Below are 21309 nucleotides of genomic sequence, written 5' to 3'. Positions count from 1 at the left end.
ACGCGCTCGCCCAGGGCGGCGTCGGAGCGCGGGCTCTCAGTGTTGCGGGCCGAGGTGCAGGTTCGGCAGTGGCGGCAGGCCCGGTACCAGGGCCAGCAGGTTGGGGACGGGCTGCTGGGGCAACGTCTGGTTGGACAGGGCCGTCTGGCCGGGCAGGCCCAGCGGGCTCGTCGCGGGCGCGCCGACCGGAGCCGTTGCGGGGGCGGTGCCGGGTGTGGCGGCGGGTAGGCCGGCCGGCGTCGCGGCCGGCGCCCGGGCGGGTGCTTGGGCCGGCGCCTGGGCGGGTGCGCCGGGCACGGCCACCCGGAATCCGTTGACGATGGCGTCCGTGGCCGGTGCGTCCGCGACCGCTTGAGCGCGGTCCGTGGTCACCGACAGGGAAACCAGATATTTGTCGCGCCCGGAGGTGGCGATCATGTGGCGGCGCGACGTGTTGAGCATCATGTCCCCGTCACGGTAGACGCCCTCGATCACCGACGACGGGAACCCGTCGAAGTCGGCCAGGGAGGCATTCGTGGCCTGCCAGGCCGGCAACTCCTGGCTGTCGACGTAGCCGTGCGCGATCGCTTCCCTGGGCTCGAAGTTGCCGACCAGCTTGTACACCACGACCTGCGCGTTCGAGGTATAGATGCTGTTGCCGTGGCGGTCGGCGATCACCGCGAACGCGTCGGGCACGTTGGGGTCGGGCACCTCGGTCCAGCGAGCGGGCACCGGCAGCGTGATGTCGAGCGCCTTGAGCTCCCGGGGTTTCTGGGCTTGCAGCTTGACCCCCTTCGCCTGCAGGTACTCGCGAAGCGTCCCGGTGGTCGCGGGTGTCACCGCAGGCGGCGTCGAAGCGACGGGCGCCGCCGCCGCGCCGGCCGGCGCGGGGCTCGTCGGGACCAGGGCACTGGACGCGGGTGGGGTGGCGACGGCGCGGTTGCCGCTCGCCCCGCCGGGCACTGCGGCGACATCGGACTGCACCGGCACCTGCGCGGGAACGGCGGGGACCGGTGGGGGGGCCGGAAGAAAAGGATCCGCCGACGCCTTGGCGCCCGCGACCACCCCGACGGCGATCAACCCGGCAACCATACCCCCGAGAAATGCCCGCTGCGTGGGGGCGAACTGAATCATCTGCGTCGGTCCTTCCCAAAAGGCTTTGGCACGAGCGCCGGTCGTTAGTCGCTGACTGTATCCAGTGGTCAAACGCGGTGAACAGGACCGAAATAGAGCTGGGATGAAGCCCTGATCACCGCGCAACGGAATCGAGACCAACCCGTGGCCGGCAGGGGCGCGGGGGCGGTCCTTATACCCTGTTGGCGTGACCGAATCCCCGACCGCCGCCCCCGGCGTTGCCCCGCAGCCGGACTCCGACGCGCCGCCGCACCGCTATACCGCGGCGCTGGCGAGCCGTATCGAAAGCACCTGGCAGGACAACTGGGCGCGGCTGGGCACTTTCAACGTCGTCAACCCGGTGGGTTCGCTTGCGCCGCCGGAGGGGGCGCCGATTCCCCGCGACAAGCTTTTCGTGCAGGACATGTTCCCGTATCCGTCGGGAGAGGGGCTGCATGTCGGCCACCCGCTGGGCTACATCGCCACCGATGTCTACGCTCGATATTTCCGAATGACCGGCCATAATGTGCTGCACGCGTTGGGGTTTGACGCCTTCGGGCTACCGGCCGAGCAGTACGCGGTGCAGACCGGCACCCATCCGAGAACCCGGACCGAGGCCAACATCGTGAACTTCCGGCGCCAGCTGGGCCGGCTCGGGCTCGGCCACGACAGCCGGCGCAGCTTCTCCACCACCGACGTCGAGTTCTACACATGGACGCAGTGGATCTTTCTGCAGATCTACAACGCCTGGTTTGACGCGGCCGCCGGCAAGGCCCGCCCGATCGGTGAACTGATCGCCGAATTCGACGCCGGTACGCGCCGCCTCGACGACGGGCGGGACTGGGCCGCGTTGTCGGCGGGGGAGCGCGCCGACGTGATCGACGGCCACCGATTGGTGTACCGCGCCGACTCGGTGGTGAACTGGTGTCCCGGCCTGGGCACGGTGCTGGCCAACGAAGAGGTGACCGCCGAAGGCCGCAGCGACCGCGGAAACTTCCCGGTGTTCCGGAAACGATTGCGGCAGTGGATGATGCGGATCACCGCCTACTCGGACCGGCTGCTCGACGACCTGGACCTGCTGGACTGGCCGGATCAGGTCAAGACCATGCAGCGCAACTGGATCGGCCGTTCCACCGGTGCGCAGGTACTGTTCTCGGCGGTCACCAACGCCGGCTCGGTCGTGGACATCGAGGTGTTCACCACGCGGCCCGACACGCTGTTCGGTGCCACATACCTGGTGCTGGCGCCTGAGCACGAGCTGGTCGACCGACTGGTCGTGACAGACTGGCCGGACGGGGTAGACCCCGCCTGGACCTACGGCGCCGGCACGCCGACGCAGGCGGTCGCCGACTACCGGAACGCGATCGCAGCCAAGTCGGACCTCGAGCGTCAGGAGAACAAGGAAAAGACCGGCGTTTTTCTCGGCGCTTACGCGACCAACCCGGCCAACGGCGAACCGGTGCCGGTCTTCGTTGCCGACTATGTGCTGGCCGGCTACGGCACCGGGGCGATCATGGCCGTCCCCGGCCACGACCAGCGGGACTGGGATTTCGCCCACGCATTGCGCCTGCCGATCGTGGAAGTCATTGCAGGCGGTGATGTCTCGGAGGCAGCGCACACCGGCGACGGGGTGCTGGTGAACTCCGGCTTCCTCGACGGCATGAGCACCGCGGCAGCCAGAAAGGCGATGATCGCCCGCCTGGAGTCCGACGGCCGCGGCCGAGCCCGTATCGAATTCAAGCTTCGAGACTGGCTTTTCGCGCGCCAGCGGTACTGGGGTGAGCCTTTCCCGATCGTCTACGACGGCGACGGACGCCCGCATGCCCTCGACGAGGCCGCCCTGCCCGTCGAGCTGCCCGACGTGCCGGACTACTCGCCCGTCCTGTTCGACCCCGACGACGCCGACAGCGAGCCGTCACCGCCGCTGGCCAAGGCGACGCAGTGGGTGCACGTCGAGCTCGATCTGGGCGACGGGCTGCGGCCCTACAGCCGCGACACCAACGTGATGCCGCAGTGGGCGGGCAGCTCCTGGTACGAATTGCGCTACATCGACCCGCACAACTCGGAGCGGTTCTGCGCCAAGGAGAACGAGGCCTACTGGATGGGCCCGCGGCCGGCCGAACACGGCCCGGATGACCCCGGCGGCGTCGACTTGTACGTCGGGGGAGCCGAACACGCGGTGCTGCACCTGCTGTATGCGCGGTTCTGGCACAAGGTCCTCTACGACCTGGGTCACGTCAGCTCCCGGGAGCCCTACCGACGGCTGGTCAACCAGGGATACATTCAGGCGTTCGCCTACACCGACGCCCGTGGTTCCTACGTTCCGGCCGACGAGGTGGTCGAACGCGACGGGCGCTTCGTCTACGCGGCGCCCGGCGGCGACATCGAGGTCTTCCAGGAGTTCGGCAAGATCGGCAAGAGCCTGAAGAATTCGGTGTCGCCCGATGAGATGTGCGACGAATATGGCGCGGACACGCTGCGCGTCTACGAGATGTCGATGGGTCCGCTGGAGGCCTCTCGGCCCTGGGCCACCAAGGACGTCGTCGGGGCGCACCGTTTCCTGCAGCGGGTGTGGCGGCTGGTGGTCGACGAGGGCGCCGGTGAGAGCCGCGTTGCTGACACGCACGAGTTGGATCCCGTAACTCAGCGGGTACTGCACCGCACCATCGCGGGGGTGGCCGAAGACTATGCGGCACTGCGCAACAACACCGCTGCGGCCAAGCTCATCGAGTACACCAACCACCTCACCAAGGAGCACCGTGTCTCGGTGCCGCGGGCGGCCGTCGAGCCGCTGGTTTTGATGCTCGCGCCACTGGCCCCGCACCTGGCCGAGGAGCTGTGGTCGCGGCTGGGACACAGCGCCTCGCTGGCGCACGGCCCGTTCCCGCAGGCCGACCCGGACTATCTTGTCGACGACACTGTGGAATACCCGGTGCAGGTCAACGGCAAGGTGCGCGGACGGGTCGTGGTGGCCGCCGACGCCGATGCCGGGTCCCTGGAAGCCGCCGCGCTGTCCGACGAGAAGGTGCGGGCGTTTTTGGCCGGCGCCACCCCCCGCAAGGTGATCGTGGTCCCTGGCCGGTTGGTCAACCTGGTGATCTGAGGCCGGTCAGTGTCGCGCCGGGCGCAGCACCACCTCGTGGAGGTGACCGTCGGGCGCCGTCGCGACCGCGTCGGCGACCGCCGCGGCGACGGTCTCGGGCCGCAGCAAATTGGCGGTGTCGTACTCGCCGCGCTCGAACGCGACGAGTTCGCGCTGCATCTCGGTGTCGGTGCGGCCGGGAAAGATCGTGGTCACCCGGAGATCAGGCTCGTCCTCCCGCAGGGAGTCGGCGAATGCCCGCAGCGCGAACTTGCTGGCCGCATAGGCGGCCATGCCCGGCGAAACCCGTTTCCCCGCGCCGGAATTGATGAACACCACCTGTCCGCGGGCGCGTCGCAGTGCCGGCAACACCGTCAAGGTCAGCGCTACCGCGCCAAAGACATTCACCTCGAAGGTGGCGCGCCACTCCTCGACGGCGGAATCGGCGACGTGGCCGGGAATGGATACGCCGGCGTTGTGGATCAGCACGTCGAGTTCGTCGAGCGATTCGCGGCTGGATTCGATGCTGTCGGGATCGGTCAGGTCGAGCGGCAACGTCGTGGCGCCGAGCCGGTCGGCGACGGCGTTGAGCCGGTCGGAGGGCCGACCGGCCAACAGCAGGGTGTGTGTCGAGGCGAGCGCAGCGGCGATCGCCGAGCCGATTCCACCGCCGGCGCCGGTGATGAGTGCAGTGGGCATGTTCTCGAGCTTAGGCGATGCCCGAGAATTGTTGAAAAGCAGGACTTTTCAGGCATGTGTGCGTGCGGGTGACTCTCCTGCGGCGCTGGCCGCCGGCTCGCCGGAGGCCAGGCGCTCCAGCGGCGCCAGTGCCCGCATGAGAGTGTTCAGGTCCGATCCGGGCAGCTGGGTGAGCATCGCGGCCAGGGCAGCGCGACGGTTGGCCAGCGATTCGCTGAGAACTGTCCGTCCACGCTGGGTGATGTCGACGAGTACGGCCCGCAGGTCCGATGGGTCGCGAGAACGCTCGACCAGCCCGATCTTCTCCAGCCGTCGGATCGCGACCGTCGTGGTGGGGGTCCGGACCCGTTCGTGCGTGGCCAGGTCGGTCATGCGGATGGGACCCCGGTCCAGCAGCGTCACCAGGATCGACAACTGCGCCAGCGTGAGATCACCGGTCGTGTCGGTGTTGGGGTCGCCGCGGCGCAGGATCGAGAAAAGTTTGGACAGAGCGCGATGCAGACCTTCCGCCAGCTCCGTGACCTCGGCCGCGGTCGACTCGCTTTCCGCCATAATCCGCCCAGTGTAACCCGATGGGGCGTGCCGACGAGACAGCTGACAACGACTATTTTCAGACCGCCAAAGAACGTGGTCGAGGAAGCGCTGCAGGCGCTCGGTCTGAGCGGCTTGAATTATCCGCCCGGACGGACCCGATTCCACCGGTGTGCCGTGATCCACGAAAACGACAGTGTCGGAGGCGGAGCGGGCAAAGCCCATCTCGTGGGTGACGACGGCCATGGTCATGCCCTCGGCTCCCAGGGCGGCGATCAGGTCAAGCACTCCCTTGACGGGGCAGGTGGCTGTGAAGCGCGGAAGGGAACCGACCACCTGGCCGGGGAACAACTCCGAGATGGGGTGCAAGTTGCGCGACCACACAAGATCACTCACGTGCAACGGTTGATGCACGCGGTGGGTGGGGCGCCCGGGCCGACGGCGATCGCCGTGCGGCCGCCGCTGCACAGCGTCCCCGTCGCCCAGTTCATACGTGAGCAGGGCGACAACCCGATCTTGTCCCTATCCCCGGCTATCGCGCCACGTGCACAGCTCTTGGGCGGCGCTCAGGTCGTAGTCCGGACCGTCGCAGCCGACGGTCAGCATCGTGACACCCTGTCCGACCAGTGCCTCGGCGTCGGCGACGAGCCTGCCGCCGCCGTTGACGGCGGCCGAGCGTTCGATCCGTGACGGGTCACGGCCGACGTCGGCGCAGTGCCGGGCTAGCACGTCGGACTTCGCCGCGAAATCGTCGGCGGCGGTGAAACTGTGCCAGATCTCGGCGTGCTGGGCGACCAGCCGCAACGTCTTGCGCTCGCCGCCGCCGCCGATCAGGATCGGGATGTCGCGGCTCGGTCGCGGATTCAATTTGGCCAGCCGGTCTTTGATCCGCGGCAGCGCGTCCGCCAGGTCGTCGAGACGGCTGCCGGCTGTGCCGAATTCGTAGCCGTACTCGTCGTAGTCTTTTCGCTTCCAGCCCGAGCCGATGCCCAGGATGAGCCGGCCGTCGCTGACGTGGTCGACGGTGCGGGCCATATCGGCCAGCAATTCGGGGTTGCGGTAGGAGTTGCAGGTCACCAGCGCACCGATCTGGATCCGCGACGTCTGCTCGGCCCAAGCCCCCAGCATCGTCCAGCATTCGAAGTGGGCCCCGTCGGGATCGCCGAACAAGGGGAAGAAGTGGTCCCAGTTGAACGCGACGTCGACACCGATGTCCTCGCAGCGGCGGACGGCGTCACGGATCTGGCCGTAGTGGGGGGCGTGCTGGGGCTGCAGCTGCACGCCGAGGCGAACCGGGAAAGTGGGATTCATAGGATCCACCGTAGGCTCAGCGGGTACCCCGCACCGCGTGCAGCAGGTCGATCAGCGTGCGCGGCTGGTCGCTCTGCACCGAGTGCCCGGAGTCCGCGACGACGTGTGCGCCACGGAAATGCCGCGCGCGCCTGCCGAGTTCGGCCGCGTCCTGGTCGCTGACGAAGCCCGACGATCCGCCGCGAATCAGCGTCACGGGTGCTTCCAGCGCGGTGACGTCGTCCCAGAGGCCGGCGAAGTCGGGAAACACCCGGATGGCGTCGTAACGCCACGTCCAGTTGCCGTTGTCCAGCCGGCGCGAGTTGTGGAACACGCCGCGGCGCAACGCCTTCACCTCGCGGTGCGGCGCGGCTGCGACGGCCAGATCCAGCATGGCCTGGAAGCTGGGGAATTCCCGTTCGCCGTGCATCAGGGCCACCGTGCCCTGCTGCTCCTTTGTCATCTCGGAATGACGTTGCAGCGCCGACGGAGTGACGTCGATCAACACGAGTTCGTTCACCAGGTCCGGCGCCACCGTCGCCAGCCGCACCGCGGTCAGCCCGCCCAGTGACATGCCGACCACGAGTTCGGCCGCCGGTGCGTGCTCGCGCAGCATAGGCAGCAGGCTCTTTGCGTTGTTGTGGGGCGAATAGTCGCCGTCCTCACGCCAGGCGGAATGGCCGTGACCGGGCAGGTCGACGGCCAGTGCGGGCTCGCCGAGGCCGACGATCACGGTGTCCCAGGTATGGGCGTTCTGCCCGCCGCCGTGCAGGAACACGGTCCGCGGGGGAGTGCGGCCCCAGCGCAGCGCGCTGACGCTGTCGTGGCCGACGCCGGAGTAGACCCGCTCCACTTCGAGCGGTGGGCCGGCCACGCCGGCCTGTTCGGCGTTCTCGGACAGCAGGGAGAACTCGGACAGCCGGGTCAGTTCGTCCTCGGACATCTCGGTCACGGTCTGACACTAACCCCGCCGGCCAGGGCAACCGCACAGCACGGTGTACGGCGCCAACCGCCGCGAGCGTAACGCCATGGCGAATCTCGGTCGTGAAAATCGCCGTGACGTTACGCTCGCGGTCCGAAAAGGTCAGCCGCCGATGATGAACTCTTCGAGCTGGGTGCGCGCCACGTCGTCGGGCAGCTGTTTCGGCGGGCTCTTCATCAGATAGGCCGACGCGGGGACCACCGGGCCGCCGATGCCGCGGTCCTTGGCGATCTTGGCCGCCCGCACCGCGTCGATGATCACACCCGCGGAGTTCGGCGAGTCCCACACCTCGAGTTTGTATTCGAGGTTCAGCGGCACGTCGCCGAAGGCACGGCCCTCCAGCCGCACATAGGCCCACTTGCGGTCGTCCAGCCAGCCGACGTGGTCGGACGGGCCGATGTGGACGTCCTTGGTGTTGAACTCCCGGTGCAGGTTGGAGGTCACGGCCTGGGTCTTGGAGATCTTCTTGGACTCCAGCCGCTCGCGCTCGAGCATGTTGAGGAAGTCCATGTTGCCGCCCACGTTGAGCTGCATGGTGCGGTCCAATTGCACACCGCGGTCCTCGAACAGCTTGGCCATGACCCGGTGGGTGATCGTCGCACCGACCTGGCTCTTGATGTCATCACCCACGATCGGCACCCCGGCGTCGGCGAACTTCTTCGCCCACACCGGGTCCGAAGCGATGAACACCGGCAGCGCGTTCACGAATGCCACGCCGGCGTCGATGCAGCACTGGGCGTAGAACTTGTCGGCCTCTTCCGAGCCCACCGGCAGGTAGGACACCAGGACGTCGACGTCGGCGTCCTTGAGCACCTGCACGACGTCGACGGGCTCGACGTCCGACAGCTCGATGGTGTCGGCGTAGTACTTGCCGATGCCGTCGAGGGTGGGGCCGCGCTGCACCACCACATTGGTGGGAGGCACGTCGGCGATCTTGATCGTGTTGTTCTCGGAGGCGAAGATCGCCTCCGAGACGTCGAAGCCGACCTTCTTGGCGTCCACGTCGAACGCGGCCACGAACTTCACGTCGCGCACGTGATACGGGCCGAACCGGACGTGCATGAGGCCGGGCACCGCCGACGTCTCATCGGCGTTCTGGTAGTACTCGACGCCCTGGACCAGCGACGACGCGCAGTTTCCGACGCCGACGATGGCGACTCGCACCTCTGTCTGCGCCCCAGACGGGTTGTGCTCGGTCATAGAGCGTTCTCCTAACCTCATAACTGTTTGAGCCTCGGGTCTCTCGGCTGTCGTGTGTTTCGTGCAGGGACTACGTGTGTTCGGACAGACCAGGCGCTGCCCGCTCGGCGGCGATGAGCTCGTTGAGCCACTTGACCTCACGTTCGCTGGACTCGAGTCCGAGTTGGTGAAGCTGCCGGGTATAGCGGTCGAACGAGCTGCCGGCCCGTGCCACGGCTTCGCGCAGGCCTTCGCGACGTTCCTCCACCTGACGGCGGCGGCCTTCCAGGATCCGCATCCGGGCCTCGGCCGGAGTGCGATTGAAGAACGCCAGGTGAACCCCGAAGCCGTCGTCGGTGTAGTTGTGCGGGCCGGTGTCGGCCACCAGCTCCCCGAAGCGTCGGCGACCCTCGTCGGTGAGTCGGTAGACCCGGCGAGCCCGCCGCACCAGGGTGCCGGTCGGGGTGGCATCCTCGGCGATCAACCCGTCGGCTTGCATGCGCCGTAACGCCGGGTAGAGCGAACCGTACGAGAAAGCCCGGAACGCACCGAGGAGGCCGGTCAGCCGTTTACGCAATTCGTAGCCATGCATCGGCGATTCGATCAGGAGGCCCAGAATGGCGAGCTCCAGCATCCCATCACCTCCTCTGCATGTTCGGTTACGACGGCGCGACGCCTCGCGTGATCCTATCGCGTCGATATATTCACCACAACATCGCCCATTAGCCCCGGCACCACCTGCGATTGGGGTGACATTTGACCGGTGTTCACGCCGTAGGCGGTGAGGCTCGGTCGCCGGCGTAGGCGCTCGGGCCCCATACCGACTGCCATCCAACGCGCCGGACGCGGGCCGACGAACGCGCCGCAGGACAGCTTGCCGCGTATCAGTGGGGTCGGTGGCGACGTACGCTGGTGGGCGTGCGACTGCAGCGACAGGTGGTGGACTATGCGCTTCGGCGCCGTTCCCTGCTGGCCGAGGTCTACTCGGGCCGCACGGGGGTCTCCGAGGTCTGTGACGCGAACCCGTACCTGTTGCGCGCCGCGAAGTTTCACGGGAAACCGAGCCAGGTGATGTGCCCGATCTGCCGCAAGGAGCAGCTCACGCTGGTGTCGTGGGTGTTCGGCGAGCATCTGGGCGCAGTGTCGGGGTCGGCCCGCACGGCCGAAGAGCTGGTCTTGCTGGCGACCCGCTTCGACGAGTTCAAGGTCCACGTGGTCGAGGTATGCCGCACCTGTAGCTGGAATCACCTTGTCAAGTCGTACGTGCTCGGCGCGACGCGGCCACCGAAAGGCACCCGCGGAACGCGTAGGGCACGCAACGGCGCCCGCACCGCCATTGAATAAAGAAGGCCGCAACGAGCAGTCGCCCACCGACGCGGACGGGTCGGGGACTGAGCGTTTCGGCGAGTACCTGAGCACCGACCACCCCGAGGGCTCCGACCGTCCGGTGCCCGACCGGCGGCGTCGCGTTCCTCCCGATGACCGGCTGACGACGATACTGCCGCCCGTCACCGACGATCGGTCCCCGCGGCGGCCGGACCCCATCGAGGAAGTCAAGGCCGCGCTGGACAACCCGCCGTCGGCGCCGCTGCAGCGAGATCCCATCGAGGAAGTCAAGGCCGCGCTCGACGGGCGGTCGCGCCGCCCATCGTCCGGGCGGCACTCCGCGTCCGGACCCCCACCATCGCCCCGTCGGGACTCGCCGGGTGGACCCGGGGAGCGCCCCTCCGGGCCGGGGCGCGGCTCGCGCTGGACGGAGCGGGTCAATTGGCGCTGGGTGCGGCGGGCCGCTTACCTCGCCGCCGCGGTACTGGTGCTGTTGCCGCTCGTGACGTTTGCCATGGCGTACGTCATCGTCGACATCCCCAGACCGGGTGACATCCGGACCAACCAGGTGTCGACCATATTGGCCAGCGACGGTTCGGAGATCGCCAGAATCGTTCCCCCGGAAGGCAATCGGGTTGACGTCAACATCAACCAGGTGCCGGTGCACGTGCGCCAGGCGGTGATCGCCGCCGAGGACCGCAACTTCTACTCCAACCCCGGGTTCGACTTCACCGCCTTCGTGCGGGCGGTCCACCACGACCTGTTCGGCAGCGGCGGTCTGCAGGGCGGATCGACGATCACCCAGCAGTACGTCAAGAACGCGCTGGTCGGTTCGGCCCAGCATGGGGTCAGCGGCCTGGTGCGCAAGGCCAAGGAACTGGTCATCGCCACGAAGATGTCGGGGCAGTGGTCCAAGGACGACGTCCTGCAGGCCTACCTGAACATCATCTACTTCGGCCGGGGTGCTTACGGCATCTCGGCGGCTGCCGATGCGTATTTCGACAAGCCCGTCGAGCAGCTCACCGTCTCCGAAGGGGCGCTGCTGGCCGCGCTGATCCGGCGGCCGTCCACGCTGGACCCTGCCGTCGACCCCAAGGGGGCGAAGGCCCGCTGGAACTGGGTGCTCGACGGCATGGTGGAGACCAACGCGCTGTCGCCGGGCGATCGCGCCGCGCAGGTCTTTCCCACGACGGTGCCGCCCGATCAGGCCCGCGCGGAGAACCAGACGACCGGCCCCAACGGGCTGATCGAGCGCCAAGTGACCAAAGAGCTGATGGAGCTGTTCAACATCGACGAGCAGACCCTGAACACCCAGGGGCTGCAGATCACCACCACCATCGAACCGAAGGCCCAGCAGGCCGCGGAGAAGGCGGTGGCCAAGTACCTCAAGGGGCAGGACCCCGAGATGCGGGCCGCCGTGGTGTCGATCGACCCGCACGACGGAGCGATCCGCGCCTACTACGGCGGCCCCGACGCCAACGGTTTCGACTTCGCCCAGGCCGGATTGCAGACGGGTTCGTCGTTCAAGGTCTTCTGCCTGATCGCCGCGCTGGAGCAGGGCATCGGCCTGGGCTATCAGGTGGACAGCTCCCCGCTGACGGTCGACGGCATCAAGATCACCAACGTCGGTGGCGAGAACTGCGGGACCTGCAACATCGCCCAGGCGCTCAAGCAGTCGCTGAACACCTCTTACTACCGGCTCATGCTCAAACTCAAGGGCGGGCCGCAGGCCGTCGCCGAGGCCGCCTACCAGGCCGGGGTCGCGAAGAGCTTCCCCGGTGTCGAACACACGCTGTCCGAGGACGGCAAAGGCGGACCGCCCAACAACGGGATCGTGCTCGGCCAGTACGAAACCCGGCCGATCGACATGGCGTCGGCGTATGCGACCCTGGCCGACTCCGGCGTCTACCACCGGCCACATTTCGTGCAGAAGGTGGTCAACGCCGACGGTCAGGTCCTCTTCGACGCCGCCAACTCCGACAACAGCGGCGAGAAGCGCATCGACAAGGCCGTCGCCGACAACGTGACCGCCGCGATGGAACCGATCGCCGGCTACTCGCGCGGCCACACCCTGGCGGGCGGGCGGCCGTCGGCAGCGAAGACGGGCACCACGCAACTGGGTGACACCAAGGCCGACAAGGACGCCTGGATGGTGGGCTACACGCCATCGCTGTCCACGGCAGTCTGGATCGGCACCGCGAAGGGCGACCAGCCACTGGTGACCGCCTCGGGCGCGCCGGTGTACGGGTCGGGCCTGCCGGCGGACATCTGGAAAGCGACCATGGACGGCGCGCTCAAGGGCACCCCGAACCAGTCGTTCCCCAAGCCGACCGAGATCGGCGGCTACGCGGGTGTGCCGGCACCGCCACCGCCCCCGGAGGCTCCCCCGCCGCCCTCGGAGACGGTCATCCAGCCCACCGTGGAGATCGCGCCGGGCATCACCATCCCGATCGGACCGCCCACCACGGTCACCATCGGGCCCCCGCCGCCGGACAACGCGCCGGGCGGCATGCCGCCCGGCGGCCCGCAAGCTCCGCCACCATGACCGGCGCCGCGGAGCAGAGCGTCACCATTTCGCCGGGACCGCTGGCCGCCGACCGGCGCAGCCTCGACGCCCGCGATTGTCCCAGCCGCACCGACTTTCTGGGTGCCGCCTTCGCCGATGTCGCCGGCGGTCCGGTGGGCCGGCACGCGCTGATCGGACGCAGCCGACTGATGACCCCGCTGCGGGTGATGTTCGTCATCGCACTGGTGTTTCTGGGGCTCGGCTATTCGACCAAGGCGGCATGCCTGCAGAGCCACGGCACCGGGCCGGGGGATCAGCGGGTGGCCAACTGGGACAACCAGCGCGCCTACTACGAGCTGTGCTATTCCGACACGGTGCCGCTCTACGGCGCGGAGTTGTTGGACCAGGGCAAGTTCCCCTACAAGTCGAGTTGGGTCGAGACCGACGCCGATGGCACGCCGCAACTGCAGTACGACGGTCGCCCCGCGGTGCGGTACATGGAGTATCCGGTGCTGACCGGGCTCTATCAGTACGGGTCGATGGCGCTGGCCAAGACCTACACCGCGCTCAGCAAGCTGGGGCCGTTGCCGGTTGTCGCCGAGGTGGTGATGTTCTTCGATGTCGCGGCCTTCGGCCTGGCGCTGGCCTGGCTGGCGACGGTCTGGGCGACCGCGGGCCTGGCCGGGCGCCGGATTTGGGACGCGGCCCTGGTGGCTGCCTCGCCGCTGGTCGTCTTCCAGGTCTTCACCAATTTCGACGCCCTGGCAACGGGTTTGGCGATGGCCGGGTTGCTGGCCTGGGCGCGGCGACGACCGGTGCTCGCCGGGGTCCTGATCGGGCTGGGCGCCGCGGCCAAGCTGTATCCGCTGATGTTGCTGGGCCCGATGCTGGCGCTGGGAATCCGGACCGGGCGCCTCGGCGCCTGGACTCGCACCACCGCGACAGCCGCAGCGACGTGGCTACTGGTGAATCTGCCGGTGCTGGTGCTGTTCCCGCGCGGCTGGTCGGAGTTCTTCCGGCTCAACACCCGCCGCGGCGACGACATAGATTCGCTGTACTCGGTGGTGAAGTCGTTCACCGGGTGGCGAGGTTTCGATTCCCACCTGGGTTTCTGGCAGCCGCCCACAGTGCTGAACACCGTCGTCGCGGTGTCGTTCGCTTTGTGTTGTGCGGCAATCGCTTACGTCGTGCTCACCGCCCCGCGGCGGCCCCGGGTGGCGCAGCCGGCGTTCTTGGTGGTGGCGGTGTTCCTGCTGACCAACAAGGTGTGGAGCCCGCAGTTCTCGCTCTGGCTGGTGCCGCTGGCTGTGTTGGCGTTGCCGCACCGCCGGATCCTGCTGGCGTGGATGACCATCGACGCGCTGGTCTGGGTGCCGCGGATGTATTACCTGTACTCCGAGCCGAACCGGTCGCTGCCACAGCAGGTGTTCACCACGACGGTGCTGCTGCGCGACGTCGCGGTGCTCGCGTTGTGCGCGCTGGTGGTCCGGCAGATCTACCGGCCTGACGAGGATCTGGTGCGCATGGGCGGGTGCCTGGACGACCCCGGGGGCGGGTCGTTCGACCGGGCTCCCGACGCCCCGCCCGGCTGGCTTCCGCAGTGGTTGCGCCCGGCCGGACTGCGACGGTCGTCGGTGCCGGCGGATATCGACACCGAAGGGGCGACCATCCGGACGCACGCATGACGCAGGTGGCAATCCCGTTGTTTCCCCGGTTCACCGCGCTCGACGCGGTGGGGCCCTACGAGGTGCTGCAGCGCGTCCCGTCGATCGACATCGTGTTCGTCGGGCACCGCCGCGGGGAGGTGCGGATGGAAAACGGGATGCTGGGCCTCATCTGTGACGCAACCTTCGACGAGGTCGCGGCGCCCGATGTGGTTGTGTTCCCCGGAGGCGTGGGGACCCGCAGGTTCGTCCACGACGAGACGGTGCGCGGCTGGCTGCATACGGTGCACCGGACCACCACGTTGACGACATCGGTGTGCACGGGCGCGTTGCTGCTGGCGCCCGCGGGCCTGCTCGACGGGCTGACCGCGGCGACCCATTGGGGCGCGGCCGACGTGCTCAACGGGTTGGGCGGAAACTATGTGGCCGAACGCGTCGTCGAGCATCTGCCGCAGCGGATCATCACCGCCGCGGGGGTGTCCGGCGGTATCGGCAGGGCCCTGCGGCTGGTCGAACTGCTTGTCGACCGCGAGGCTGCGCAGGCCGTGCAACTGCTCATCGAATACGACCCGCAGCCGCCGTTCGGCTCCGGTTCGCTCGCCAAGGCCGACGAGGCCACGATCGCCAGGGCGGTGGAGTACGTGCGCGTCAGGGAGTGAATGCGGCCGCGTCGTCCGGATTTCCCGGGGCCGCCCACCGTCCGGTACCCTGGGGCGGTTGCCGACGCAGGCGACTCTCCTGCCGCGGAACGACCGTGGCCGTACAGACCAGAGGAGGTGGTGAGGTTTCCATGCGTCCCTACGAAATCATGGTCATTCTTGACCCCACGCTCGACGAACGCACCGTGGCCCCGTCGCTGGAGACGTTCCTCAACGTCGTCCGCAAGGACGGGGGCACTGTCGACAAGGTCGACATCTGGGGCCGACGCCGGCTCGCCTACGAGATCGCCAAGCACGCCGAGGGCATCTACGCCGTCATCGACGTCAAGGCCGCGCCGGCCACGGTGTCCGAACTCGACCGCCAGCTGAGCCTCAACGAATCGGTGCTGCGCACCAAGGTGATGCGCACCGACAAGCACTGACTCGACAAACGCTGACTGTTCGCCGTCGGTGTCGCTGCGTAGGCTTCGCGAGAACATGCTGATGACACCGACCGTCGCAGCAGCGGACCCAGGAGGAAATTGTGGCTGGTGACACCACTATCACCGTCGTCGGAAACCTGACCGCTGATCCCGAGTTGCGGTTCACGCCCTCAGGCGCCGCCGTCGCGAATTTCACCGTGGCGTCGACACCCAGGATCTATGACCGCCAGAGCGGGGAGTGGAAGGACGGCGAGGCGCTGTTCCTGCGGTGCAACGTCTGGCGGGAGGCCGCCGAGAACGTCGCCGAGAGCCTGACCCGCGGGGCTCGCGTGATCGTCACCGGACGGCTCAAGCAGCGGTCCTTCGAGACCCGAGAAGGCGAGAAGCGCACCGTGGTCGAGGTCGAGGTCGACGAGATCGGGCCGTCGCTGCGCTACGCCACCGCCAAGGTCAACAAGGCCAGCCGCAGTGGTGGTGGCGGTGGGGGCGGCGGCTTCGGTGCCGGTGGTGCCGGTGGTGCCGGTAGTGGTGGCGGCGGCGGATCGCGGCAGGCTGCCCCGCAAGCGGGCGGCGCACCGGCCGACGACCCGTGGGGCAGCGCCCCGGCGTCGGGCTCCTTCGGCGGCGGCGACGACGAACCGCCCTTCTAGAACACGTGAACTTCACCCACGAGAACGGAAAGAGCAACACACATGGCCAAGTCCAACAAGCGGCGCCCGGCTCCGGAGAAGCCGGTCAAGGCACGCAAGTGCGTCTTCTGCTCGAAGAAGGGCCAGCAGATCGACTACAAGGACACCACGCTGCTGCGCACCTACATCAGTGAGCGCGGCAAGATCCGGGCGCGCCGGGTCACCGGGAACTGCGTGCAGCACCAGCGCGACATCGCGATCGCGGTGAAGAATGCCCGGGAGGTCGCGCTGCTGCCCTTCACCTCCTCGGCGCGATAAGCGCCGGACGCTCAACCGAAAGTACGAAGACGATGAAGCTGATTCTGACGGCTGACGTTGACCACCTGGGGACCGTCGGCGACACGGTCGAGGTCAAGGACGGGTACGGCCGCAACTTCCTGCTCCCGCGCGGCCTGGCGATCGTCGCCTCGCGCGGCGCCCAGAAGCAGGCCGACGAGATCCGCCGCGCCCGCGAGACCAAGATGGTGCGCGACCGCGACCACGCCACCGAGCTCAAGTCCGCGCTCGCCGCGCTGGGCTCCGTCTCGCTGCCGGTGAAGACCGCGGCCGACTCCGGCAAGCTGTTCGGCTCGGTGACCGCCGGCGACGTGGTCGCGGCCATCAAGAAGGCCGGCGGGCCCAACCTGGACCGCCGGATCGTCCGGCTGCCCAAATCGCACATCAAGGCACTCGGCACCCACCGGGTGTCGGTGCACCTGCATCCCGAGGTCGACGTCGACCTCGCACTCGAGGTCGTCGCGCAGGGCTAGCTCCACCCACCTGCCTGCGTTAGTGGTCTCGTTCGTACGTTCGTGGAGGGTTGTTACCAGACGCCGCTGGTGCCGAGGCTGCGCTGGCGGCGTCGAGACTGCGTTCAGCGCTCCCTTTTTCGCCTCGACGGCGCCGCCACCGCAGTCTCGACACCCCAGCGAACGGGCCCGACGACTTAACGAGCAAGACCACTAGCGGCCGTGCCCGGCCGCTCGCGCAGGCATTTGTGCTTTGCGTACCCCGCGTTCGGCCGTGGATGCGCTCGCGCAGATCGCTCCAGCGAACTATTTCCGGGTAATGTCCGCGCGCGGTCCGTAACCCCCTCGTAATGAGGCGAAAACCTGGCCGCAAGGCAACACGCCCGGGGCGGTAACCCGGCCCGACACGCCGATGGGATTCTTGTCCACACCACATGCATGGCGTTGTATGGCCCGTATCTGCGGAGATGCCGTAGCACGCCGATGTGATCCACAGGTTTTCCACACCCCGGTCAACACAGGTATCGACGGATATGCACATACCATGCACAGCCTTATGAACAACGGCCTCTTTCAGTCCGCCCCAGCAACGTCTACCGTTCTCCCGGCACGAGGTGCTGCGGGTGCTGCGGGTCGGGAGGTGTCGGTGCCCTGGCTTATGGTCTGAATACCGGTTATCGAATATACGTTCGGGCACTTGAGTCAGAGGAGGATGCACCCGATGGCGGTCGTCGACGACCTGGCGCCCGGCACGGAGTCCGCGCCGCCGAGTGAGGACTTCGGTCGTCAGCCCCCGCAGGACCTGGCTGCCGAACAGTCGGTGTTGGGCGGGATGCTGCTGAGCAAGGACGCGATCGCCGACGTGCTGGAGCGGCTGCGGCCCGGCGACTTCTACCGCCCCGCCCACCAGAACGTCTACGACGCGATCCTCGATCTCTACGGGCGCGGGGAACCGGCCGACGCGGTGACGGTGGCCGCGGAGCTGGACCGCCGCGGCCTGTTGCGCCGCATCGGCGGGGCGCCGTATCTGCACACGCTGATCTCGACGGTGCCCACCGCAGCCAACGCCGGCTACTACGCAGGAATCGTGGCCGAGAAGGCGCTGCTGCGGCGGCTGGTGGAGGCCGGGACGCGGGTGGTGCAGTACGGCTACGCCGGCGCCGAGGGCGCCGACGTCGCCGAGATCGTCGACCGGGCGCAGGCCGAGATCTACGACGTCGCCGAGCGCCGGATGTCGGAGGACTTCGTCGCGCTCGAAGACCTGCTGCAGCCCACGATGGACGAGATCGACGCCATCGCCTCCAACGGCGGTATCGCGCGCGGCGTACCGACCGGGTTCACCGAACTCGACGAGGTGACCAACGGCCTGCATCCGGGGCAGATGATCATCGTGGCGGCCAGGCCTGGAGTGGGCAAGGCGCTCGCCCTCGACACGCCGCTGGCGACGCTGGCGGGCTGGACGACCATGGGTGACGTCGCGGTCGGGGATCAGCTGCTGGATGCCGACGGGTCACCGACGCGGGTGGTGGCCGCGACGGAGATCCTGCTGGGCCACCCGTGCTACGAGATCGAATTCTCCGACGGCACGGTCATCGTCGCCGACGCCGCGCACCAGTGGCCGACGACTCGCGGTGTGCGGACCTCAGCCCAGTTGCGGTGTGGGTGGGACGCGATCGCGCCGGCCGGCTCGGCGCGCCGTGTCGCCGGGCCGCGGGCGACGACGGCGCTGTTGGCTCCGGTGCTGCAGATCGAGTCGGTGCGCCGGGTGGACAGCGTCCCGGTGCGCTGCGTGCAGGTGGACAACGCCGAGCACCTGTATCTGGCCGGCCGCGGCCTGGTGCCGACGCACAACTCCACCCTGGGGCTGGACTTCATGCGCTCGTGCTCGATCAAGCACCGCATGGCCAGCGTCATCTTCTCTCTGGAGATGAGCAAGTCCGAGATCGTGATGCGGCTGCTGTCGGCAGAGGCCAAGATCAAACTGGCCGACATGCGTTCGGGCCGGATGAGCGACGACGACTGGACGCGGCTGGCGCGGCGGATGAGCGAGATCAGTGAGGCGCCGCTGTATATCGACGACTCGCCCAACCTGACCATGATGGAGATCCGCGCCAAGGCGCGCCGGCTGCGCCAGAAGGCCAACCTCAAGCTGGTCGTGGTGGACTACCTGCAGCTGATGACGTCGGGCAAGAAGGTCGAGTCCCGGCAGATCGAGGTGTCCGAATTCTCCCGGCACCTGAAGCTCTTGGCCAAAGAGCTCGAGGTGCCGGTGGTGGCGATCAGCCAGCTCAACCGTGGCCCCGAGCAGCGCACCGACAAGAAGCCGATGCTGTCGGACCTCCGCGAGTCGGGATGCCTGACCGCCGCCACGCGAATCCTGCGCGCCGACACCGGCGCCGAGGTCACCTTCGGTGAGCTCATGCGGACCGGCGAGCGGCCGTGGGTGTGGTCGCTGGACGAGCGGATGCGCATGGTCGCCCGGCCGATGACCAACGTCTTTCCCAGCGGGCACAAAGAGGTGTTCCGGCTCCGGTTGGCCTCGGGCCGCGAGGTCGAGGCCACCGGCAACCATCCGTTCATGAAGCTCGACGGCTGGACCCCCTTGGAGCAGTTGCAGGTTGGCGATCGCATCGCGGCGCCGCGGCGTGTCCCGGAGCCCGTCGACACCCAGCGCATGGACGAGTCCGAGCTGATCCTGCTGGCCCACATGATCGGCGACGGATCGTGCGTGAAGCGCCAGCCGGTCCGCTACGCGTCGGTGGACGCGGCGAACCTCGGCGCGGTGACGATCGCCGCCGCCCACTTCGGCGTGCGGGCAATCCGTGACGAATACCCGGCGGCACGGGTGACCGCGCTGCGCCTGCCGGCGCCGGAGCGGTTGACCCACGGCAAGCGCAACCCGATCGCGGAGTGGTTGGACGGCCTGGGGCTGTTCGGGAAGCGCAGCCACGAAAAGTTCGTTCCGGAGCCGGTATTCCGCGCGCCCAATGACCAAGTTGCGCTGTTCCTGCGGCACCTGTGGGCGGCGGACGGGTCGGTGCGGTGGGACGATAAGTCCGGCCAGGGGCGTATCTACTACGCGTCGACCAGCCGGCGTCTCATCGATGACGTCGCGCAACTTCTGCTTCGGCTGGGCGTACAAAGCCGACTTACGCGGGCTCGCAAGGCGGGATATCGCGACTGGTGGCATTTACGCATCGACGGCTCGACCAACCAAACGGCGTTCCTCACCAAGGCAGGCGTCCACGGGGCTCGGAGCATGGCGGCGCGGGAAGTTCTCCAGCAGCTCACCTTGCGAACACGGCGACCGGGCGCGGACACCATACCCAAGGAGGTTTGGACGAGCGTACGGGCGACCATGGCTGCCAAAGGAATTACGGATGGCGCCCTCGGGAGCGCTATAGGATCGCCGTTTGGAGAGTCGAAATGGAACTATTCACCTGGCCGACTGAAATTGCCTCGGGTCGCTGCTCTGCTAGGCGACGACTGCATTCATGATCTGGCTACCAATGATGTGTTCTGGGATTCAGTCGTTGAGATTACTAGTCTCGGAGAACAAGACGTCTACGATGGAACCGTAAGCGGTACACACAATTTCGTTGCTAACGGGATCGCAGCCCATAATAGCCTTGAACAAGATGCCGACATGGTGATCCTGCTGAACCGGCCGGACGCCTTCGAGCGTGATGACCCGCGCGGGGGAGAGGCCGACTTCATCCTCGCCAAACACCGCAACGGCCCCACCAAGACGGTCACCGTCGCCCACCAGCTGCATTTGTCCCGGTTTGCGAACATGGCGAGGTGATTCTGATGTCTATGTAGGTTCTCAGTTTTGACTGCACTTCCGTTGCACTTGTGCAGTGAAACTGAGAATTTGGCGGCATGCGCGGCAGAGGACCGTGCGAGATGCCGAAGCCGTTAGCCGCCGGCGAAAAGCAAGCAGCCTTATGCCCCAGTGATCGCCTTAGCTGCGATGTCGATTAGGAGATCACGACCCCCGGTGGCAAAGAACCCTGCGAGCTGGTTCAGTTTTGAGCGCTTGCCCTCGTCGGACTCGTCAGCCGCCGCGCTCTCAATCCTGGCGATCAACTGATTGGCCAAGCTCTCCGCAGTCGGCCATTCACCGACAGCACGGCGGGCGTGCCCTGTCGGGTTGGACGCTCGGAGGATTTCGCCGCCCCAAATGCCCTGTGCTTCGAAGAACGGGGGGATCTTCAGAACTGAGCGCCCTCAGCGCAGCCTGGACGGTCGTGTCGTCGAGACCTGTGTGAGATGCAATGCGTTCGGCCGTAACCGCATTGGTGTCGCCCCTCTCCGTGATGTCAACAATGGCTTCGAGAACGCGGCGGTCGCGCGTGTCCCATGTGTTTTCCACGCGGCTGACGCTATCTGCCACCGCCGACACAACGAGCCGATGCATCTTTGTCGGCGGCTACTGCTAGAGATACTCGCAACATAGA

The 21309-nt window shown here is 67.7% G+C and carries 17 protein-coding genes and 1 pseudogene; 10 read left to right on the top strand and 8 right to left on the bottom strand.

The annotated features are described in order from the left end of the window. Window positions 1-36 precede the first annotated feature (36 nt). Window positions 37-1113 carry an LpqN/LpqT family lipoprotein gene (locus tag ACOJVU_RS05115; RefSeq protein WP_421528795.1) on the bottom strand — a complete coding sequence of 359 codons (1077 nt, stop codon included), beginning with the start codon at window positions 1111-1113 and terminating at the stop codon, window positions 37-39. Between the two features lie 187 nt (window positions 1114-1300). Between ACOJVU_RS05115 and leuS the strand changes: the two genes are divergently transcribed. Continuing rightward, entirely contained in the window at window positions 1301-4195 is a 2895-nt protein-coding gene (leuS, locus tag ACOJVU_RS05110; protein ID WP_421528794.1) for a leucine--tRNA ligase, read from the top strand. Window positions 4196-4201: 6 nt separating this feature from the next. Here leuS and ACOJVU_RS05105 read toward each other — a convergent pair whose 3' ends face one another. The 7 genes and pseudogenes from ACOJVU_RS05105 to ACOJVU_RS05075 form a co-directional block, all read right to left on the bottom strand. Then, window positions 4202-4873 (bottom strand): SDR family oxidoreductase, encoded by a 672-nt coding sequence (locus ACOJVU_RS05105; protein WP_421528793.1) that lies wholly within the window; start codon window positions 4871-4873, stop codon window positions 4202-4204. 48 nt (window positions 4874-4921) lie between these two features. After that, on the bottom strand, window positions 4922-5425 hold the full coding sequence (locus ACOJVU_RS05100; protein ID WP_421528831.1) for a MarR family winged helix-turn-helix transcriptional regulator: 504 nt from the start codon (window positions 5423-5425) through the stop codon (window positions 4922-4924). A 69-nt stretch (window positions 5426-5494) separates the two neighbouring features. Next, window positions 5495-5701, bottom strand: a pseudogene (locus ACOJVU_RS05095) (peptide ABC transporter ATP-binding protein); the annotation flags it as partial. Between the two features lie 225 nt (window positions 5702-5926). Then, the gene (locus tag ACOJVU_RS05090; RefSeq protein ID WP_421528792.1) at window positions 5927-6715 is read right to left on the bottom strand and encodes an LLM class F420-dependent oxidoreductase; all 789 of its coding nucleotides are present in this window, start codon (window positions 6713-6715) and stop codon (window positions 5927-5929) included. 16 nt (window positions 6716-6731) lie between these two features. Then, window positions 6732-7637, bottom strand: coding sequence for an alpha/beta fold hydrolase (locus tag ACOJVU_RS05085; RefSeq protein WP_421528830.1), 906 nt, complete (start codon window positions 7635-7637; stop codon window positions 6732-6734). A gap of 141 nt (window positions 7638-7778) precedes the next feature. Continuing rightward, the gene (locus tag ACOJVU_RS05080; protein WP_421528791.1) at window positions 7779-8876 is read right to left on the bottom strand and encodes an inositol-3-phosphate synthase; all 1098 of its coding nucleotides are present in this window, start codon (window positions 8874-8876) and stop codon (window positions 7779-7781) included. 70 nt (window positions 8877-8946) lie between these two features. Beyond that, the gene (locus ACOJVU_RS05075) at window positions 8947-9489 is read right to left on the bottom strand and encodes a PadR family transcriptional regulator (protein ID WP_421528790.1); all 543 of its coding nucleotides are present in this window, start codon (window positions 9487-9489) and stop codon (window positions 8947-8949) included. Window positions 9490-9773: 284 nt separating this feature from the next. Here ACOJVU_RS05075 and ACOJVU_RS05070 point away from each other — a divergent pair, with 284 nt between their 5' ends. The 9 genes from ACOJVU_RS05070 (at window position 9774) to ACOJVU_RS05030 (ending at window position 20654) form a co-directional block, all read left to right on the top strand. After that, entirely contained in the window at window positions 9774-10199 is a 426-nt protein-coding gene (locus ACOJVU_RS05070) for a DUF5318 family protein (RefSeq protein ID WP_144954249.1), read from the top strand. Then, the gene (locus tag ACOJVU_RS05065) at window positions 10192-12726 is read left to right on the top strand and encodes a transglycosylase domain-containing protein (protein ID WP_421528789.1); all 2535 of its coding nucleotides are present in this window, start codon (window positions 10192-10194) and stop codon (window positions 12724-12726) included. Before ACOJVU_RS05070 ends, ACOJVU_RS05065 begins: the two co-directional genes overlap by 8 nt. Next, entirely contained in the window at window positions 12723-14372 is a 1650-nt protein-coding gene (locus ACOJVU_RS05060; RefSeq protein WP_421528788.1) for a glycosyltransferase family 87 protein, read from the top strand. The genes ACOJVU_RS05065 and ACOJVU_RS05060 overlap by 4 nt, the downstream gene beginning before the upstream one ends. After that, window positions 14369-15010 carry a DJ-1/PfpI family protein gene (locus ACOJVU_RS05055; RefSeq protein WP_421528787.1) on the top strand — a complete coding sequence of 214 codons (642 nt, stop codon included), beginning with the start codon at window positions 14369-14371 and terminating at the stop codon, window positions 15008-15010. The genes ACOJVU_RS05060 and ACOJVU_RS05055 overlap by 4 nt, the downstream gene beginning before the upstream one ends. A gap of 131 nt (window positions 15011-15141) precedes the next feature. Then, window positions 15142-15432, top strand: a complete 291-nt coding sequence (rpsF, locus tag ACOJVU_RS05050; RefSeq protein WP_421528786.1) for a 30S ribosomal protein S6 — start codon at window positions 15142-15144, stop codon at window positions 15430-15432. Between the two features lie 101 nt (window positions 15433-15533). After that, window positions 15534-16082, top strand: a complete 549-nt coding sequence (locus ACOJVU_RS05045) for a single-stranded DNA-binding protein (RefSeq protein WP_421528785.1) — start codon at window positions 15534-15536, stop codon at window positions 16080-16082. Window positions 16083-16124: 42 nt separating this feature from the next. Continuing rightward, window positions 16125-16379: a 30S ribosomal protein S18 gene (gene rpsR, locus ACOJVU_RS05040; RefSeq protein ID WP_421528784.1), complete on the top strand. Its 255-nt coding sequence runs from the start codon at window positions 16125-16127 to the stop codon at window positions 16377-16379. A 32-nt stretch (window positions 16380-16411) separates the two neighbouring features. After that, on the top strand, window positions 16412-16870 hold the full coding sequence (gene rplI / locus ACOJVU_RS05035; protein WP_421528783.1) for a 50S ribosomal protein L9: 459 nt from the start codon (window positions 16412-16414) through the stop codon (window positions 16868-16870). Window positions 16871-17570: 700 nt separating this feature from the next. Beyond that, window positions 17571-20654: a replicative DNA helicase gene (locus ACOJVU_RS05030; protein ID WP_421528829.1), complete on the top strand. Its 3084-nt coding sequence runs from the start codon at window positions 17571-17573 to the stop codon at window positions 20652-20654. The last annotated feature ends 655 nt before the right edge of the window (window positions 20655-21309 follow it).

The organism is Mycobacterium sp. THU-M104, from assembly GCF_049197365.1.
Classification (GTDB): Bacteria; Actinomycetota; Actinomycetes; order Mycobacteriales; family Mycobacteriaceae; genus Mycobacterium.
The sequence above is the reverse complement of the archived record's forward strand: the minus strand, read 5'-3'. Positions and strand labels throughout refer to the sequence as shown.